General features: G+C 36.0%; 14 protein-coding genes. 11 read left to right on the top strand and 3 right to left on the bottom strand.

The annotated features are described in order from the left end of the window. Nucleotides 1-113 precede the first annotated feature (113 nt). The 4 genes from CELAL_RS04255 to CELAL_RS04240 all read left to right on the top strand — a co-directional run bounded on the left by CELAL_RS04255 (nucleotide 114) and on the right by CELAL_RS04240 (nucleotide 6,068). The gene (locus CELAL_RS04255) at nucleotides 114-3,413 is read left to right on the top strand and encodes a VCBS repeat-containing protein (protein WP_041557945.1); all 3,300 of its coding nucleotides are present in this window, start codon (nucleotides 114-116) and stop codon (nucleotides 3,411-3,413) included. Between the two features lie 236 nt (nucleotides 3,414-3,649). After that, the gene (locus CELAL_RS04250) at nucleotides 3,650-3,838 is read left to right on the top strand and encodes a hypothetical protein (RefSeq protein WP_013549675.1); all 189 of its coding nucleotides are present in this window, start codon (nucleotides 3,650-3,652) and stop codon (nucleotides 3,836-3,838) included. Between the two features lie 578 nt (nucleotides 3,839-4,416). Then, the gene (locus CELAL_RS04245) at nucleotides 4,417-5,778 is read left to right on the top strand and encodes an endo-1,4-beta-xylanase (protein ID WP_013549674.1); all 1,362 of its coding nucleotides are present in this window, start codon (nucleotides 4,417-4,419) and stop codon (nucleotides 5,776-5,778) included. A 65-nt stretch (nucleotides 5,779-5,843) separates the two neighbouring features. Continuing rightward, nucleotides 5,844-6,068, top strand: a complete 225-nt coding sequence (locus CELAL_RS04240; protein WP_041557509.1) for a hypothetical protein — start codon at nucleotides 5,844-5,846, stop codon at nucleotides 6,066-6,068. Between the two features lie 739 nt (nucleotides 6,069-6,807). Here the strand turns inward: CELAL_RS04240 and CELAL_RS04235 are convergent. Genes CELAL_RS04235 through CELAL_RS04225 form a run of 3 tightly spaced genes read right to left on the bottom strand, consistent with a single transcriptional unit; the run spans nucleotide 6,808 to nucleotide 10,456 of the window. Continuing rightward, complete coding sequence (locus CELAL_RS04235; RefSeq protein WP_013549673.1) at nucleotides 6,808-7,845, bottom strand: glycoside hydrolase family 43 protein; 1,038 nt, start codon at nucleotides 7,843-7,845, stop codon at nucleotides 6,808-6,810. Between the two features lie 8 nt (nucleotides 7,846-7,853). Continuing rightward, a complete protein-coding gene (locus tag CELAL_RS04230; RefSeq protein ID WP_013549672.1) occupies nucleotides 7,854-9,275 on the bottom strand; it encodes an MFS transporter in 1,422 nt (473 codons plus the stop codon). A gap of 41 nt (nucleotides 9,276-9,316) precedes the next feature. Continuing rightward, nucleotides 9,317-10,456, bottom strand: coding sequence for an endo-1,4-beta-xylanase (locus CELAL_RS04225; protein WP_013549671.1), 1,140 nt, complete (start codon nucleotides 10,454-10,456; stop codon nucleotides 9,317-9,319). 623 nt (nucleotides 10,457-11,079) lie between these two features. Here CELAL_RS04225 and fsa point away from each other — a divergent pair. From fsa to CELAL_RS04190, 7 genes are read left to right on the top strand one after another with little or no spacing between them, the layout of a single operon-like run. Beyond that, the gene (gene fsa, locus CELAL_RS04220; RefSeq protein ID WP_013549670.1) at nucleotides 11,080-11,733 is read left to right on the top strand and encodes a fructose-6-phosphate aldolase; all 654 of its coding nucleotides are present in this window, start codon (nucleotides 11,080-11,082) and stop codon (nucleotides 11,731-11,733) included. Nucleotides 11,734-11,735: 2 nt separating this feature from the next. Then, complete coding sequence (locus CELAL_RS04215) at nucleotides 11,736-12,578, top strand: transketolase (RefSeq protein WP_013549669.1); 843 nt, start codon at nucleotides 11,736-11,738, stop codon at nucleotides 12,576-12,578. A 36-nt stretch (nucleotides 12,579-12,614) separates the two neighbouring features. Continuing rightward, a complete protein-coding gene (locus tag CELAL_RS04210; RefSeq protein WP_013549668.1) occupies nucleotides 12,615-13,568 on the top strand; it encodes a transketolase family protein in 954 nt (317 codons plus the stop codon). Between the two features lie 42 nt (nucleotides 13,569-13,610). Further along, entirely contained in the window at nucleotides 13,611-14,612 is a 1,002-nt protein-coding gene (locus CELAL_RS04205) for a Gfo/Idh/MocA family protein (protein WP_245529677.1), read from the top strand. A 10-nt stretch (nucleotides 14,613-14,622) separates the two neighbouring features. Continuing rightward, nucleotides 14,623-16,161, top strand: coding sequence for an MFS transporter (locus tag CELAL_RS04200; RefSeq protein ID WP_013549666.1), 1,539 nt, complete (start codon nucleotides 14,623-14,625; stop codon nucleotides 16,159-16,161). Nucleotides 16,162-16,172: 11 nt separating this feature from the next. Next, nucleotides 16,173-17,765 carry a glycoside hydrolase family 43 protein gene (locus CELAL_RS04195; protein WP_013549665.1) on the top strand — a complete coding sequence of 531 codons (1,593 nt, stop codon included), beginning with the start codon at nucleotides 16,173-16,175 and terminating at the stop codon, nucleotides 17,763-17,765. A gap of 18 nt (nucleotides 17,766-17,783) precedes the next feature. Continuing rightward, on the top strand, nucleotides 17,784-18,917 hold the full coding sequence (locus CELAL_RS04190; RefSeq protein WP_013549664.1) for a glycoside hydrolase family 26 protein: 1,134 nt from the start codon (nucleotides 17,784-17,786) through the stop codon (nucleotides 18,915-18,917). Nucleotides 18,918-18,920 lie beyond the last annotated feature (3 nt).

The raw sequence follows: 18,920 nt of genomic DNA, 5'->3' as shown, positions 1-18,920 counted from the left end.
ATAAAATGTTTTACTGTAGGAAGTCTTTAAAAGATTTTAATTTCTATAACGCAAAAAATGCGGATAATAATGCAGCAGTATTGATTTTTAAAAAAATAAATAAACTTTTTCTTATGAAAAATACCATAAAACTCATTTGCTTCTCTCTTTTTCTAATACTCTTAAGTTCTTGTTCAAAAGAGGTTAAAATAGCACCGTCTAAAATTTTTAATCAATTAAAACATGCAGAAACTAACATTGATTTTAAAAATATTCTAACAGAAAATGATTCTATAAATTATTTTACCTATTCCTATATTTATATGGGCGGTGGTGTTTCGGTTGGTGATATAAACAATGATGGATTGCTAGATTTATATTTTACAGGAAATCAAGTTGCCAATAAATTGTATCTAAATAAAGGGAATTTAAAGTTTGAAGATATAACAGAAAAAGCTGGCGTTTCTGGAAATAAGGAGTGGCATACAGGGGTTACAATGGCAGATGTAAATAATGATGGTTTTTTAGATATTTATTGTTCAGTTTCTGGAAAATTTGGAACTAAAAAAAATCAATTATTTATCAATAATAAAGACAATACATTTACAGAAGAAGCAGAAAAATATGGTTTAGCAGATGAAGGAAATAGTGTAAATGCTACTTTTTTCGATTATGATAATGATGGAGATTTAGATGTGTATGTGGCTAATTATCCTCCTTTAAAATTTAATTCCCCAGCATTTGTTTATCAAATGAAAATGAAAAATGTAAAAGAAAACGAGTCTGATCACTTGTACAGAAATGACGGAGAAACTTTTACAAATGTAACTGACGAAGCAGGTTTAAAAAGTTTTGCACTCTCTTTAAGTGCGACTGTAGGAGATTTAAATAATGATGGATGGCAAGATTTATATGTTTCTAATGATTTTAGTTCTCCTGATTTTATGTACATCAATCAAAAAGATGGAACTTTTAAAGAAGTTGTAAAAAAAGCAACCGCACATACGGCATTTTATGGTATGGGAGTTGATATTGCTGATTTTAATAATGATGGAAATTTAGATATTTTTCAAGTAGATATGGATGCTAAAAGTAACCGTAGACAAAAAGCAAATATGGCAAGTATGAATCCAGATTTATTCTGGGGTGTTGTTGATGCTGGCTTTCATTATCAATATATGCAAAACTGCTTTCAAGTAAATTCTGGTGTTTTTGATGACGGAATTCCATATTTTTCAAATATTTCTAGAATTACAGGTACTTCTTCAACAGATTGGAGTTGGGGTCCTTTAATGGCAGATTTTGATAATGATGGGTTGAAAGATGTTTTTATTACAAATGGTACAAGAAGGGAAGTAAATAATAGAGATTATTTCAAAAAATTAGAAGAAGCGAATGTAGATAAGAGCAAGTCTTTAGAGATGAGTTTACTAATTCCATCAGAAAAAATAGATAATTTTATTTTTAAAAATAATGGAAATCTAAATTTCGAAAAAGCTAATAAAAAATGGGGAATTGAATATGAAGGCTTTTCTAACGGAGCAGTGTATGCAGATTTAGATAATGATGGCGATTTAGAAATTATCACCAATAATATTGATGATTACGCAGCTGTTTTTGAAAACAAGAGTGCTGATAATACTAATTTTTTAAAGGTTCGGTTTAAAGGAGGTCCAAAGAATAAATTCGGATTAGGAAATCGAGTTTATGTTAAAACTGCAGATCAAACTCAAATGCAAGAATTAACCTTAACAAGAGGTTTTCAATCTTCAGTGGCACCAGAATTGCATTTTGGTTTAGGTACAATTTCTGAAATTGAAGAAGTAAAGGTGGTCTGGCAAAATGGCAAAACTCAAGAACTAAAAAACGTTAAAGTAAATCAGACCTTAGTGGTACATATCACCGATGCGAAACTTGCTATTGATAAGGAAGTAGCATTAGCACTGCAATTTTCCAATGAGCTTTCTGTTTTTCCAACCTATAGGCATCTTGAAAATACTTATGATGATTTTAAAGATCAAATTTTGTTACCTCATAAAATGTCTTCCTTTGGTCCTGCGCTAGCGGTGGGCGATCTAAATAATGATGGCTTAGATGATTATTTCATTGGAGGTTCTAAAGGAACTACTGGTGCCTTATTTTACCAACAAAATAGTAGTTTTGAACAGCAAGAAGGTTCCTTTTTAGAAGCGGATAAGCAAAGCGAGGATGTTGGTGCCTTAATTTTTGATGCAGATAATGATGGTGATAATGATTTGTATGTGGTAAGTGGTGGTTATGAATTTTCTACCACAGCAAAAGAACTTCAGGATAGAATATATTTAAACGATGGTCATGGCAATTTTATGAAGAGTAAACCCGATGCACTTCCTAGCATGTTGGTGAGTGGTTCTAAGGTGTATAGTGGCGATTTTGATCTAGACGGAAAACAAGATATTTTAGTTTTAGGAAGGCAAACACCAGGCAATTATCCTTTACCTACCACTACGTATTTGCTTAAAAATGTGAGTGAAGGTAGCACGGTGAAATTTGAGCATTTTACGAATATGCAGCCTAAAGAATTTTTTGAACTAGGGATGGCTACTAGTGCTGTAATTACAGATTATAATAATGACAAACGGGAAGATATTATTATTGTGGGAGAGTGGATGCCTATTCGGGTATTTAAAAATACACCCAACGGATTTGTAGAAACTTCCGAAGAATTGGGTCTTACTAAGGATACTGCTGGATGGTGGTGGACTATAAATCAAGGCGATTTTGATGGCGATGGCGATATGGATTATGTCTTGGGTAATAATGGTAAGAATTATAAATACAAGGCAACTAATGATGCTACATTTGACATTTTTGTAAATGATTTTGATAAAGATAATAGGAAAGATATTGTTCTAAGTTATTATAATGAAGGCAAGCAATACCCACTTCGCGGTAGAGAGTGTTCATCTCAACAAATTCCTGGAATAAAAAATAAGTTTCAAGATTATGAAAGTTTTGCAGAAGCTACTCTAGAAGAGGTATATACAGAAAAGTCATTAGAAAATGCCTTGCATTATCAAGTAAAATCTTTTGAGAGTGTGTACCTAGAAAATAAAGGAGATCAGTTTGTAATACATCAATTGCCTGCAGCGGCTCAGCGTTCGAATACCACACAGTTTCTTGTGAAAGACATCAATAAAGACGGTTTTTTAGATGTACTAGGAGCAGGAAATTTATTCAGTTCAGAAATAGAGACGCCTAGAAATGATGCTGGTATTGGGTACTATTTACAGGGAGATGGAAAAGGGGGATTCACCTCTATTCCAGCAAATCTATCGGGATTCTTTTTACCAGGAGATGTAAAAGATATGAGCTTTATTACAGCAAATAATCAACCCTATATCTTGGCAGTTAAAAATAACGATCAGCTCCAAGTTATAAAGCTGAAACCCTGAATCAGGGGCTTTCAATAAACGCAATGCTTCATTTTTAATAGAGAATGTTCCATTTCTAATATCCATTAATCACCTTAATAAATAGCTTTGTAAGGCTAGGGTTTCTCTATAAATTAATTTTTTAATACCTATAAAAAATTAGGTATCGTAAACTAAAACTCAGAATAAAATACAAATAATTAAATACTCAACTATGAAAACAACTAAATTACTACTTACCTTATTTTATAAGTGTTATGCTATTTTCTTGTGAAGAAGATGATAGTGAATACGTTGTAGTACTATCCGGTGCACCTTCTTATTGTGCTACTGTTTCTCTAGAAGATTCTGGAATTTATTATATTGAAAATACCACAGCTAATAAGGGCAATTTTTATAGCTATTTTGAGGTTTCATATGCTAACGTGAAGTCCAATGGAAAATAAATTTTAGAATATTATTTTGGTAGTTCAGGAATTACAACACTAAAACGTACTGTAGTAGGTACCTACGATTATGAGGTAGTTCTTCAAGAAATTGATGTCGCAGTTTTTTAAATATACTCTAATGATACTGTTTTACTAAACGGAGATTTAGAACAAGCTGATCGCGCTAATTTTACCAACGCGAATAAGAATAATGGCGCTGATAATAGGACGGTAGAACTTAGCGATGTATACGATGGTAGCAGAGCTCTTAAAGTATCTAATGCAGAAGAAGAGCCAGCAGCGTTAAAGTGTAATTTGTAAGTGATGCATTTGATACGGAAACGGGTAAAGCGTATACCGCTTCAATTCGGACTAAGGGTGCGGGAGCAGATGTACGTTATGCTACAAATTCTAAGTTTGGAGATGAGCTGTAAGTTCCTAATTATGTCGCTACAGAGGAATGGACGAAAAATTCTTGAGCCTGCACCGCAAATACAGTGACTAGAAGCTCATTAGACTTAAACAAATCTGCAACTACTTTTTATGTAGTTGCAATCAAAGAAAATAAAGATTAATATATCAACAAAAAAATAACAATGATTAAAATAACTAAATTTTTAGTAGCTACATTTTTACTTCTCGTGGCAGTATCTTGTAGTAATAAGGATTCTGGAGAGGACCAAGAGCCAATAATTCCAATTAATAAAATACAAGCTAGTTTTGATTTTGAAGTCTCAGAAACAGACGGGAATCTTGTTTATTTGAATAATACCACTGTAGGTTCAGGAGAATATACAAGTGTGTGGGACTTTGGAAAAGGAGGTGCAACTGTAAATGATGCTTCAGGTAAAGAAGAAGTTCGTTATGATGCACTAGGAGAGTATACGGTAACACTTACTGTAACCAATACAGCTGGAAGTACATCTGCCAGTAAAAATATTCTAGTAGATGAAGGTGGTATTTGTCCTAACGGAGTGTGTAGTTCAGGCTCAGGTACTTTAAAAGATGCAGCAACCGATTTTTCTGTAGGGATGATTACAAGAGCGAGTTACATTAATGGAGGTGGGCAACATACCGCGCTATTAAAGCAAGAATTTAATAACCTTTCTTCTGAATATGAAATGAAGATGAATATAATGTACCCATCAGAAGATACGTATGATTTTTCTGCAGGAGATGTTATCGTTGCTTTTGCTCAAGAAAACGATATGAATGTACATGGTCATGCATTAATTTGGCATAATGCTACTCCTAGTTGGGTAGAAGATTTTACGGGTACAGATGCAGAATTTGAGGCTATGGTAGAGGATTATATTACAACCACAATGAATCATTTTAAAGGTAAAGTACGTTCTTGGGATGTGGTAAACGAAGCAATTGCAGATGATAATGGAAATGCTTTAAGAGGTTCTATTTTTAAAGATAGAATGGGTGATGATTATGTGAGAAAATGTTTTCAATTTGCTAGAAATGCAGATCCAGACGCCTTGCTTTTTTATAACGATTATAATTTTGCTTCGAGTGCTTCAAAAAGGGCTGCAATCTTTAATCTTATAGATGGCTTAGGAGATTTAATTGATGGTGCTGGTGCACAAATGCACATTTCATACAATGGTCCTGCTGCATCAGAGATCCAAGCAGTGGTAAATGGTACCGTGTCTAGAAACTTATTGATGCATTTCTCAGAACTTGATATACGCACTAATCCAGAAAAAGATGAAGCTGTTATGGAATTGTCTAGCGCTAGAGGAGCACAGCAACAAGCAAAATTTAAAGAAGTAGTGCAAATTTATAACGCTATTCCTATTGACAATAAATTTGCCCTAACGGTATGGGGATTAAGAGATAATGAATCGTGGTTATTAGAGTTTCATGGTGTTCCAGATTGGCCACTATTATTTGATGAAAATTATGATAAGAAATTAGGGTACATAGGATTCTTAGAAGGTTTAAATTAAGAAACAATCACGTATAACGAGCCGTCAAAAAAGTTAACTTTTTGACGGCTTTTTTATTTTTAATTATGAAAAATAGTATTTTAATAGTAAGCGTAGCACTCCTCATAATAGCTTGCTCTTCGTCAACGGACAAAGAGGACAGCGCTCCAGTGATTCCAGGAACGGTACTAACGTGCCTAGACGGCATTATAAATGGTTTAGAGACAACAATAAATTGTGGTGGCACTAGCAGTGAGCCCTGTACTTCAGGAACCGTATTACTTCCAGAAAGTGGCTATGATGCTCCTTAATCTTATGAGGGGTATGTTTTGCGATGGAATGATGAATTTGATGCGGCTACCTTGACGAATCAAAATTGGAGTTTTCATAAAGGTACTGGTTGTCCAAATTTATGCGGGTGGGGAAATAATGAACTACAGTAGTATACGGAAAATAATCATGCGCTTAAAAGTGGGAATTTAGTCATTACCGCTATAAAAGATAACGTATCAGATTAGAAGTATATTTCAACAATAATCCATACTGCTGATAAATTTGAATTCCAATATAGCCAAGAGCTATTAGAGTGGCTATGCCTAATGCAATGCGTACTTGGGCGGCATTGTAGTTGTTTATTAAAGAATACATTGTTGAGGATCCTGCCGCTTGGTGGCCTAATGGTGGCTAAATAGATATTATGGAGTATCTAGGAGGCAGGGCCAGCAGAACTATTAGGAACTGCGGATTACGGGCGTAATCTAGTGAGCCATCAATTTAATTCGGTATACTCCAAAACTCCTGAAGAAGATTTTACCGCAGGATATCATGTATTCTCCATAATCTGGGAAGAAAATAAAATTACTTGGTAACTTAATAACCAGCCTTACCATACACTCGCTCCCTAAAAGACAAATGGACAACCGTATCCTTTTAATGATACTTTTTATTTGGTAATGAATCTTTCAGTAAGAGGTAATTTACCGGTACCGCAAATTGCTTCGCAGTATCCGGCATTTTAAGTATAGACTATGTGCGTGTTTTTCAGAAAAACTAATCGCGATAAGGGTCTAAAGTTTCTATGCTACCATCTTCTCGATATGTTATTTCTGCCACTTTTACAGATCTTAAATGGGTAACTCCTTTAGATAAACTAGCGTCATGGTAGAACAAATACCATTTATTCTCTACTTCACAAATAGAATGGTGAGATGTCCACCCTACTACAGGATTCAATATTCTACCTGCGTAGGTAAAAGGGCCGTATGGAGTATCACCCATAGCATAACATATAAAATGGGTATCGCCTGTAGAGTAAGAGAAATAATATTTTCCATTGTATTTATGCAACCAGGCAGCCTCAAAAAAGCGTCGATCATTATCGCCAGCTAATAGTAAGTTTCCATTTTCATCTAAAAGCTCTATTTCTTTAGGTTTTTCTGAAAACTCCAATAGATCATCTGTCATTTTGGCGACATAAGGGAGTAGTGCCGGTTCATGGTCTTCAGGAAGAAAAGCGGTAGGGCTATCGGGTTGTTCTGCATTAAATTGTCCAGTTCTCCAGCGTTGTAATTGTCCGCCCCATAGACCTCCGAAATACATATAATAGCTACCATCGTCATCTTTAAAAACGGCAGGGTCAATAGAAAAACTATCTTTAATAGCTTCTGGTTGTGCTGTAAAAGGTCCCGTAGGAGAATTACTTATGGCTACTCCAATTCTAAAAATACCATCATGTGCTTTAGCAGGGAAGAATAAATAATAGCTCCCGTCTTTTTCATTCGCATCTGGAGCCCACATTTGCTCTTTAGCCCAAGGTACATCATTTACGTGCAAAGCAACACCATGATCTATTGCTTCACTAGTTATAGAATCCATAGAAATCACATGGTAATCTTCCATAGCAAAATGACTACCTAAATCGTCAAATGCTTCGCCTGCATCAATATCATGAGAGGGATAAATATAAATTTTACCATTGAATACGTGTGCAGACGGGTCTGCAGTATACATATGGTCTACTAAGGGTTGAGAAATTGCTTTGGCATTTAATGCATCAAAATTAATGTTTTCAATAGATTCTTCTGGCATGACTTTTTTTATTCTGTTGTACTAATTCTTCGTTGTTTTAAATCTTCTTCAATAATAAGCTCCATCTTTTTATTAATAGGATAGAACTTCAGGAGGATAATCCCTAAGAAAAATGGTATGGAAGCATAGACACTCATAGAGATTTTAATTCCGTTTATGGTTTCTATATCTTGTAATTCTAGTGCAGCGTCATAATTAAAATGACCTAAGAGTAGCGTTACAAAAGAACCCCCAAAGGTGAGTCCTAATTTTAAGCCTACGAGCATTGCAGAAAATATAATTGCGGTTGCCCTTCTGTTATTTTTCCATTCAGAATAATCGGCAACATCTGCAATCATAGCCCATAATAAAGGTATAGTAACACCGTAAAAGAAGCCATGTAATATCTGTGTAGAAAACATAAGAATGATGGCATCAGGAGGATAGAAATAGAACACAACGATAAATAATGTGGCTATAAATAATGCTACTCCAAATACATCACGTTTACCATAGGTATCGGCTAATTTTTTAGAGAATAGAATTCCTATAATCATAAAGATGATTCCACCAGCATTAAATACACTAAACCCGTATCCTGGGGCATCATCTAGGTTTGATATTCCAATACTTTCAAAGAAATTTATAAGATCAGGTTCACTTACATAGTTTTCAAAATAATAGATATACATTCCGCCTTTTAAAGCCAAGGAGATAAAAACTAGGGTAGTTAAAACGAGCATGATCAACCAAGGCTTGTTTTTAACTAAATCGCTTACATCTTCTTTTATACTAGACTGGTTTTCCTCTTTAGGAACAATACGCTCTTTAGTAGTAAAAAAAGTAATTAGTAATAGTACAGTACCTATAATAGCTAGGTAGGTCATTACTTTTTCCATTCCTATAGCTTGGTTACCTTCGCCAACATAATTTACTACAGGATATAACAACACTTGAATCATAAATTGCGCTGCCATTACAGCAATAAATCGGTAGGATGAAATACTATTACGTTCTGCCATGTTTCCTGTAATTACCCCGCTTAAAGCAGAGTAAGGCAAGTTGTTTGCAGCATAAAACAGCAAGAGTAAAGTATAGGTAATAAAGGCATAAATAACTTTTCCTTGATCACTAAAATCGGGCGTACTGAAGGTAAGGATTGAGATAATTCCGAAAGGAACGGCAGTAAATAAAATCCAAGGTCTAAATTTACCCCATCTAGATTTTGTCCTATCAGCCAAAGCTCCTATAATCGGATTGAAAATAATAGCAGCAAATAAGCCAACGAAAAATATAATGGCGCTTGCTGTTCCTGTCGGGATTTTATAAATATCCGTATAGAAATAAGCAAGGAAAGTCATTAAGGTTTGAAAAATAAGATTGGCAGAAAGGTCTCCCAGTGCATACCCTATTTTTTCTAAGGTGCTAAGTTTTTGCGAGTTTGAACTCATAGGAATCAGAGAATTACAAAATTCTGTAAGAATAGAATTGGTTAGTTATTTTGTTTTAGCGCAATAATTTCGTGGTATGCATCCTTAGGTTGGTAGGCTCTATCAAATAAAAGCGGATAATTTGTTCGCCCGTTTATTGGCCAGTCATTTAACCAAGTTTCACGATCTGTTACGCCCCAAAAAGTAACTCTACTTATAGCTTCCTTATGTTTTAAAAAGAGGGAGAATAAATCTTTGTATCTAACAGAGAGTGCCTTATTTATAGAATCATTCATTCCATCAGCATAAGGATTCATCGTAATATCACCTTCATATGTAGAATAGTCTTGTTCTACGGCCGCTCCGTCTAATTCCCAAGGGTTAGGGAGCGCAGTAATATCTAGCTCTGTAAACATGACCTTCACCCCTAATGCAGCAAAAGCTTCAATACTATCTTCTATATCTTTAAGAGTAGGCCCAGGAATAGAATAATGGCCCTGCATTCCAATGCCATCAATCTTAACACCTTTAGCTTGTAATTTTTTTACTAAACGTACAACGCCTTCTCTTTTTTCAGGTTTCCATAAGTTGTAATCATTGTACACCAAAGAAGCTTCAGGATCTGCTTTCGCAGCTTCCGTAAATGCAATTTCTAAATAGCTATCGCCCATTACATTGTACAATAGTGATGTTCTAAAACTACCATCTTCATTTAAAGCTTCATTTACCACATCCCAAGAATCTATTTTGCCTTTATAGCGAGAGACAATTGTTTTCACATGATGCTTTATAATAGTTGCCATTTCCGTGCTATCTTTTATGGTATTCATCCAATCTGCAATTTGGCTATGCCATACTAGGGTATGACCAACAATATGCATATCGTTTTCTAGTCCAAGATTTACGTAAGCATCTGCTTCGTCAAAAAAGAAGGTGTCTTTTGCAGGATGTAGATACATCCATTTCATAATATTCTCAGGGGTAATAGTATTGTACTCTTTGGTAACAAGGTTAAGACCAAGTGTATCGGTCTTATTTATGTGACTACTATTAATGGCCGCTCCCACATAGAAATCATCAGCAAAAGCATTTTTTAGGCTGATGGGTGTTTGTTCTTTCGTTTGGTTTTCTACTTCTTTTTTCTCCGTTTTACAACTAAAAAAGGTAAGGAACATTAAAAATAAGGGCGCAATTCTTAGCATATTCTATTTCGTTTAAATATTTTTTTAAAGGTATTTTTTTGAGGGTATAAATGGATACTAAGATTGAAGCAAACAGTGAAACATTTGTTGCACTTAGGGTGTTTAAAGGGGTATTCAGTCTTTTTGAGCTTGGGTAGTATTTTTTTTGTACGTAATTTCTGTAGAAAATAACATGCTAAAAAAGGAGGCTTAATCTTGGGGTTTTAGCTCCTTTCTACGATGCGTATCACTTGTTTGTTTTTTAGAAGATTGTAAAGAATTTACGTAAACCTTTACGTAAATCATCTTTTCAAAATAGCCTTACACCGCTGTAAAGTTGTCCTTAGGGCGCTAATGATTGTACGTAAGACTTTTTTTTGGAAAAAAAGACAAGGCTAAATTTGAAATCGCTACCGCTCAAAACTCATTTTTATTTGGAGGTTGGCTAGCTATGGTGCTAATTTTATACGGCTAAAGAGAGGTGTTTAGCACCTATTATCTTGTAAGATTTTCCCTAGAAGGTGCAAAACAAGGTATAGCGTAAGTAGGAGGAGACTGTTGATAAAAGTTTTTTTCTGAAACAATCCTACAGACTCACGAACTACAAATTATAGATTCATAAATAATCAACTTTAAAAAGGAATATGAAATTTTTTATTGATACAGCAAATTTAGAACAGATTAAGGAAGCTCAAGCTTTAGGCGTATTAGATGGTGTAACCACTAACCCTTCTTTAATGGCAAAAGAAGGAATTACAGGGAAAGCAAACATCTTAAAACATTATAAAGACATATGTGCTTTGGTAGAAGGCGATGTAAGTGCAGAAGTAATTGCAACAGATTATGCAACCATGATTTCTGAAGGAGAGGAATTAGCCGCATTGCACCCACAAATTGTGGTTAAATTACCTATGATTAAAGATGGTATTAAAGCGTGTAAGTATTTTTCAGACAAAGGTATTAGAACTAATGTAACCTTAGTATTTTCTGCTGGGCAAGCTTTGTTAGCTGCAAAAGCAGGAGCTACCTATGTGTCTCCTTTTTTAGGAAGGTTAGATGATATTTCTACCGATGGGATGCATCTTATTTCAGAGATTAGACTTATTTATGATAACTACAATTTTAGTACGCAAATACTTTCTGCTTCTGTTCGTAATACAATGCATGTTATTAATTGTGCTAAAATAGGATCTGATGTAATGACCGGACCATTATCCGCAATTTCAGGATTACTAAAACACCCACTTACCGATAGTGGATTAGCACAGTTTCTAGCAGATTACCAAAAAGGAAATTAAACATGGAAATAGAACAATTAGAACAACAGGTTTCTCAAACTAGGAGAGATATTTTAAGAATGGTACATAAAGTAAGTTCAGGACATCCTGGAGGTTCTTTGGGGTGTACCGAATTTTTAGTCGCATTATATAATGAAGTGATGGACTTAAAAGAACCTTTTACCATGAATGGTGTAGGGGAAGACCTCTTCTTTTTATCTAATGGACATATCTCTCCTGTTTTTTATAGCGTATTGGCACACAGAGGATATTTTCCGGTAGCAGAGTTAGCTACGTTTCGCTTATTAAATACACGCCTGCAAGGGCATCCAACCACGCATGAAGGTTTGCCAGGAGTGCGTATTGCTTCAGGATCTTTAGGTCAAGGCTTGTCTGTAGCACTTGGGGCTGCACAAGCGAAAAAGTTAAATAAGGACACTAAATTGGTATACACCTTACATGGTGATGGCGAATTACAAGAGGGCCAGAATTGGGAAGCAATTCTTTATGCCTCCGGAAAAAAGGTTGATAATTTAATTGCAACGATTGATTTAAATGGGCAGCAGATAGATGGTGCTACAGAGCAAGTGATGCCTATGGGTAGCATTAAGGCAAAGTTTGAAGCTTTTGGTTGGGATGTTTTAGATATTCCAGAAGGCAATGATTTAAAAGCTGTTCTAGCAGGATTAAAAGAGGCAAAATCTAGAACAGGAAAAGGAAAACCTGTATGTGTGCTCCTTCATACGGTTATGGGGAACGGCGTAGATTTTATGATGCATACGCATGCTTGGCATGGCAAAGCACCTAATGATGAACAGTTAGCAAAGGGCTTAGCACAGAATCCAGAAACTATAGGCGATTATTAATCCATCAGCTAGACACACAATTATTGAAATTATAGCATGAAAAAATATACATACACAGAAAAAAAAGATACCCGAAGCGGTTTTGGAGCAGGCCTAGCAGAATTAGGAAGAACCAACCCTAATGTGGTTGCACTTTGTGCAGATTTGATAGGTTCTCTAAAAATGGAAAAATTCATAGAAGAGAATCCAGAACGTTTTTTTCAAATAGGAATTGCAGAGGCCAATATGATGGGGATTGCTGCAGGATTAACCATAGGCGGTAAAATCCCGTTTACAGGAACTTTTGCTAATTTTTCTACGGGTAGGGTTTATGATCAGATTAGACAATCTATTGCATATTCTGGGAAAAACGTAAAAATCTGCGCTTCCCATGCAGGGTTAACTTTAGGAGAAGATGGTGCCACGCATCAAATTCTAGAAGATATAGGTCTAATGAAAATGTTACCGGGAATGACGGTAATTAATACCTGTGATTACAACCAAACAAAAGCAGCAACTATAGCCATAGCTGATTATGATGGTCCAGTTTATTTGAGATTTGGAAGGCCTGTAGTGCCTGTTTTTATGCCAGAAGGCACCTTTGAAATAGGAAAGGCCATACAATTAACAGAAGGTACAGATGTGACTATTGTAGCTACAGGGCATTTAGTTTGGGAAGCGCTACAAGCAGCAGAAGCCTTAGAAGAACAAGGATATAGTGCTGAGGTGATCAACATCCACACTATAAAACCTTTAGATGATGCCGCAATACTAAAATCAGTTAAGAAAACAGGTTGCGTTGTGACAGCGGAAGAGCATAATATACTAGGCGGATTAGGAGAAAGTGTAGCCCGCTTATTAACCACACAACTGCCAACGCCACAAGAATTTGTAGGGACTAAGGATACGTTCGGAGAATCGGGTACGCCAGCGCAATTAATGGAGAAATATGGTTTAAATGATAAAGCCATTATAGCAGCAGTACTTAAAGTAATAAAGCGCAAAGGCTAAGCTTTATTAGATAGAGGATACATCAGCGTTAAATTTTAATAGTTGAAAATAGATTTGAAGATGGGGAATGTTAAATGGGGAATTATAGGATTAGGAAGTATTGCACATCAATTTTGTGAGGACTTAGCGTTGGTAGCAGATGCTGAAATTTATGCAGTTGCATCACGGGATAGTACAAAAGCCGAAGAGTTTCGGCGTGCACATAAGGCGGTAAAGGCTTATGGAAATTATGATGCGCTCCTCAAGGATCCTAATGTAGCTATCATATATGTAGCTACGCCTCATAATTTTCATGCAGCATTGAGCATTGCAGCTTTAGAACACGGCAAGCATGTATTGTGTGAAAAACCTATCGCCTTAAATTATAGTCAAGCTTCACAAATGATTCAGGCTTCAAAAAAAGCGCAGAAATTTTTTATGGAAGCTTTTTGGACCCGTTTTAATCCTACGTTTAAAGAAGTGCTTTCTAAGGTGCAAAATGGCGCTATCGGAACGGTAAACTATGTGAATGCAGAGTTTGCTTTTCCGATGCAAATACCTAAAGGGAGTAGAATGACCGATTTGAATTTAGGAGGAGGGTCATTACTAGATATGGGAGTATATCCTCTTTTTCTATCCTATATGATTTTTGGTAAACCTAAAAAAATATTGGCATCTTCTAGCTTTTTTGAAACAGGAGCAGATCAGCAGACCGCCGTTATTTTACAGTATGATCATGCACAAGCTGTGCATCATAGTAGTTTTATGTCTGCTACTCCAATGACGCCTACCATTAGTGGTACAGAAGGTTATATTACTATTGATGCTATTTGGCATGAAGCGCAGGGGTATAGCATTACTAGAAATGATCAAGAAGAAAAATTTCAGCTACCAACCTTGGGCAAAGGCTTTACCTATGAAATAGAAGAGTGCCATTCTTGTATTCAAAATAATAAAATAGAGAGTAGCATATGGTCTCATGAAAACAGTTTAGAATTAATCGCCATTGTAGATGAAGTACGAGTGCAAACAGGATTGAAGTTTCCTGTTGCAGGGGGAATTTAATAGCCAATACATGAAGAAATCAATTCTTATCGCAATAGTAGTTTCCCTAGGAGGGTTTTTATATGGTTTTGATGCTGGGATTATTTCTGGAGTAATGAATTATGTGACCCCAGAATTTAATTTAACTAAATTTCAAGAAGGGTGGATTCCTAGTTCGCCATTATTCTCCGCAATGTTTGCCATGTTAATTGCTGGTAAATTGAGTGATGTCGTGGGACGTAAAAGTGTATTGCTAGCTGTCGCATTTCTGTATGCCTTATCGGCTGTATTATCTGCTTTTTCCATTTCGTATGAGATGTTGTACATTGCTAGAATGATAGGTGGGGTAGCCTTTGGCGCCGCACTGGTTATTGCACCCGTATATATAGCCGAAATTTCTTCTGCAGCCAATAGGGGTAAGTTGGTATCCGTACAGCAATTAAATATTGTGTTAGGTTTTTTTGCCGCCTTTTTAAGTAACTATTATTTCAATGATACTTTCTCCTCAGGAACAAGTACTTTTCTAACAGAAGATACCATATGGCGTTGGATGTTAGGAGTAGAGCTTTTACCTGCACTACTTTATTTTATAGGAATGTTTTTTGTGCCTAAAAGTCCACGGTGGTTGTTTGCCAACGATCAAAAAGAACAAGGATTAAAGGCACTGGTAAGCTTATACGGAGAAGAAAAAGCAGCACTAGAAGCAGAAGCTATAACTAAGAGCTTAGCAAATAGTAATTCTGATGAAAAAATTAAGTTCAAAGAAATTTTCAAACCTTCTTTAAAAATAGTGTTAACCATAGGTGTCATTTTAGGGATCCTCCAACAAATTACTGGAATTAATGCTATCTATTATTACGCAACCGCAATCTTTAAACAAACAGGTATAGGAACGGACGCTTCTTTTGCCTCCGGTATTTTATTAAGTTTTACCACAGTAGTTTTTACGGTCATCGCCATGTTCTTAATTGATAAAATGGGAAGAAGACCCTTATTGCTCATTGGAGTTGGAGGTATTGCATTAAGCATGCTTCTCTGCGCCTATGGCTTTAAAAATGCAACGTATAAAATAACTGCGGCAACGTTAACCACACTTAGTCCTATGGATATTTCTAATATAGAACCCTTGGAGGATACCGTATTTACGAGTGATGTTGCTTTTAAAAATGCGATGAAAGCCGCGCTGGGCGATCAAGTCTACGCGAAGCATGAAGGCGATATTTTAGAAGCTGCAACACGTATGAACGCAACGCTTGTTTTGATAGGTGTTCTAGGCTTTATTGCTTGTTTTGCTTTTTCTCTTGGACCGGTTATGTGGGTGATGTTATCAGAACTCTTTCCTACCAAATACCGTGGATTAATGATTGGTTTTGTTGGCTTCTTAAACGGATTAATAAGTTGGTTGGTCACTCAAATTTTTCCTTGGGAATTGGCAACCATCGGAAATGCATTTACTTTTTTAATTTATGGTGTAATCGCGATAGTAGGCTTTTTAATATTGCTAAAGAAACTACCGGAAACCAAAGGAAAAACCTTGGAACAAATAGAACTAGACTTAGTCTCTAAATAGTACAACTGAACATGAGCTATATTACCAATCCTATTCTTAAAGGTTTTAATCCAGATCCGTCCATTTGTCGTGTAGGCGATGATTATTACATCGCTACATCTACTTTTGAATGGTTCCCAGGAGTGCAGATTCACCATTCAAAAGATTTAAAAAATTGGGAGGTAATAGCACATCCCTTAGATCGTATTTCACAATTAGAGATGAAAGGGGTTCCTGATTCTTGTGGCGTTTGGGCGCCTTGCTTGTCGTACCATAATGGTTTGTTTTATTTGGTATATACCAATGTAAAATCTTTTGATGGTGTCTGGAAAGATACCCCCAATTATGTGGTGACCAGTGCAGATATTTTAGGAGAATGGAGTGAGCCTGCGTATTTAAATTCTTCGGGTTTTGATGGTTCTTTTTTTCATGATGGCGCTAAAACATGGTTTATCACTATGTTGGTAGATCATAGGAAAGGCAAATTTTTTGGCGGTATTGAACTGCAAGAATTTCATTTAGAACAAAGAAAATTAATAGGAGAAGTTTTTTACCTTACCGAAGGTACCGAGATAGGCTTGTCGGAAGGGCCGCATCTCTATAAACGTAATGGATATTATTACCTGCTGTTGGCAGAAGGAGGTACGGAATATGGTCATGCGGCTACAGTAATGCGCTCTAAAAGTATCACAGGCCCCTATGAGGCCAATACAAATAACCCAATACTAACTACAAGAAATTATCCAGGCCATGCGTTGCAAAAAGCAGGTCATGCTTCTATGGTCGCAACAGCTCATGGAGATTGGTACATTGTTTTTCTTGTGGGTAGGCCCTTAACAAAATTAGGTCCTTGTATTCTAGGAAGAGAAACTGCTATCGAAGAATTGGTATGGAAAGAGGATTGGCCTGTTTTAAAAATAGAAACCAGTCTTCCTAGGCTTGTAATTCCTACTCCAAACCTTCCAGAATTTAGCCTAAAAAAAACGGAGCTAAGAGCTAATTTTGAAACTGAAGAATTGAGTCTTGATTTTCAGTCCTTGCGGGTACCCAAGACTCCAGATTGGTTTTCCTTAACAGAACGGAAAGGGTATGTACGACTTAAAGGAAAAGAATCTTTAAGCTCTACTCATACCCAAGCTTTGATCGCTAGGAGACTTCAGCATTTTAATGCAGAAGTACAGACAAGAATAGAATTTGAACCTGAAAATTTTCAGCAATTAGCAGGTCTCATCGTGTATTACAATACAGGACATTACCACTACCTATATATTTCTATGGAGGAAGGAGAAAAAGTAGTATCCGTACTTACTTCTGATAACTTTGAAATTATAGAGCAAAAACAACGCCTCACTATTCCTAGCGGAATTCCTATAGTATTGAGAGCGGTAATAGCTCATGATGCGCTTCAATTTAGTTTTAGTACTAATGAAATAGATTTTCAACCTATAGGAGCGGTATTGGATATGAGCATTCTGTCCGATGATTATGTGCGGGAAGGAAGTGAGCGCTACAGACCTGCATTTACAGGATGTTTTGTAGGGATGTGTTGTCAAGATTTGAAAACAAATAATAAACAAGCAGACTTTGATTGGTTTGAATACAAACCTTTAGAAGACCACGAATAGCATTTAAAAAATAAATCTATGAAATTTAACTATAGTATATGGATTGCGAGTGCAGTGTTACTTTTTTCTTGTAAAAACGGTACAGATAAGAAGGATTTAGTAACAGAAGTACCAGCTGCAAAAAATGAAAGAAAACTAGCGAAGTTTGAGCCAAAAGACGGTGTTTTGATCTTTGTGGGGCAAGAACTAGAAGCGGTAGGTGGTTTAGAGGCCTATAATGACGGGTATTTAGATCATTTTCAAAAACCTGCTGGCTGGACGACCTATACCAATATTAACCCAGGAGAAGAATCATTTGGAAGAATTCAAGAGGGTTTGGATGGTTTGTACGAAACTGCAGATTGGGGAGATAATGACTATAATGCAAGTTTGCAACTCGCAGCGCCAGCCTATGAAAATATGGCATTGGCTATAGGTTTGCAATTTGTAAATCATGAAGAAAAAATAGCCGATGGTACCCATGACCACTTCACCTATAAACTAGCAGAATTTCTAAAATCTTTAGGAAAGCGACCTGTGTTCTTAAGGATTGCTTATGAATTTGATGGTGAACCATGGAATCATTATGATAAAGAACAGACCCTGAAAGCCTACAAGCGTATGGTAGATATTTTGAGAAAAGAAGGCGTTACCAATACGGCATATGTTTGGCAATCTACAGGCTTTATGTCTCAGAGTCAACAAGAATTAGAATCTTGGTACCCAGGAGATGCGTATGTCGATTGGTTAGGGTTTTCATTCTTTAATAGGTGGGAAGATCAAAAAATGATTGCTTTTGCTCGTGAAAAAGGAAAGCCTGTTTTTATAGCGGAAGCATCGCCAACCATTTCAGGGAAAGATGCGAAGGCAACAGGCAATACCATAGAAACACAATTGAGTAATCCCGAGCAAGCAGAAGAAGCGTGGCAAAAATGGTTTGTACCTTTCTTTAAAACGATAGATGACAACAAAGATGTGGTAAAAGCAGTGCATTACATAAATTGCCATTGGGATTCACATCCTATGTGGAAAGATAATTCCACCTTTAAAAATATAGATGCGCGACTACAACTAAGTGATACCATCAGCAAACGGTGGGTAGATAAAATATCTAAAGAACTATTTATACAATCTTCACCTAATTTGTATGAAGATTTGTATCAGAATAAGTAAATT

The organism is Cellulophaga algicola DSM 14237 (assembly GCF_000186265.1).
Taxonomy (GTDB): domain Bacteria; phylum Bacteroidota; class Bacteroidia; order Flavobacteriales; family Flavobacteriaceae; genus Cellulophaga; species Cellulophaga algicola.
Note: the sequence above shows the minus strand (reverse complement) of the source record. Positions and strands in the feature narration are given on the sequence as shown.

Bases quoted from the DNA above. Each gene is read 5' to 3' on its own strand.
- CELAL_RS04255 (WP_041557945.1), top strand. From the start codon at position 114: ATGAAAAATACCATAAAACTCATTTGCTTCTCTCTTTTTCTAATACTC.
- CELAL_RS04250 (WP_013549675.1), top strand. From the start codon at position 3,650: ATGCTATTTTCTTGTGAAGAAGATGATAGTGAATACGTTGTAGTACTA.
- CELAL_RS04245 (WP_013549674.1), top strand. From the start codon at position 4,417: ATGATTAAAATAACTAAATTTTTAGTAGCTACATTTTTACTTCTCGTG.
- CELAL_RS04240 (WP_041557509.1), top strand. From the start codon at position 5,844: ATGAAAAATAGTATTTTAATAGTAAGCGTAGCACTCCTCATAATAGCT.
- CELAL_RS04235 (WP_013549673.1), bottom strand. From the start codon at position 7,845: ATGCCAGAAGAATCTATTGAAAACATTAATTTTGATGCATTAAATGCC.
- CELAL_RS04230 (WP_013549672.1), bottom strand. From the start codon at position 9,275: ATGAGTTCAAACTCGCAAAAACTTAGCACCTTAGAAAAAATAGGGTAT.
- CELAL_RS04225 (WP_013549671.1), bottom strand. From the start codon at position 10,456: ATGCTAAGAATTGCGCCCTTATTTTTAATGTTCCTTACCTTTTTTAGT.
- fsa (WP_013549670.1), top strand. From the start codon at position 11,080: ATGAAATTTTTTATTGATACAGCAAATTTAGAACAGATTAAGGAAGCT.
- CELAL_RS04215 (WP_013549669.1), top strand. From the start codon at position 11,736: ATGGAAATAGAACAATTAGAACAACAGGTTTCTCAAACTAGGAGAGAT.
- CELAL_RS04210 (WP_013549668.1), top strand. From the start codon at position 12,615: ATGAAAAAATATACATACACAGAAAAAAAAGATACCCGAAGCGGTTTT.
- CELAL_RS04200 (WP_013549666.1), top strand. From the start codon at position 14,623: ATGAAGAAATCAATTCTTATCGCAATAGTAGTTTCCCTAGGAGGGTTT.
- CELAL_RS04195 (WP_013549665.1), top strand. From the start codon at position 16,173: ATGAGCTATATTACCAATCCTATTCTTAAAGGTTTTAATCCAGATCCG.
- CELAL_RS04190 (WP_013549664.1), top strand. From the start codon at position 17,784: ATGAAATTTAACTATAGTATATGGATTGCGAGTGCAGTGTTACTTTTT.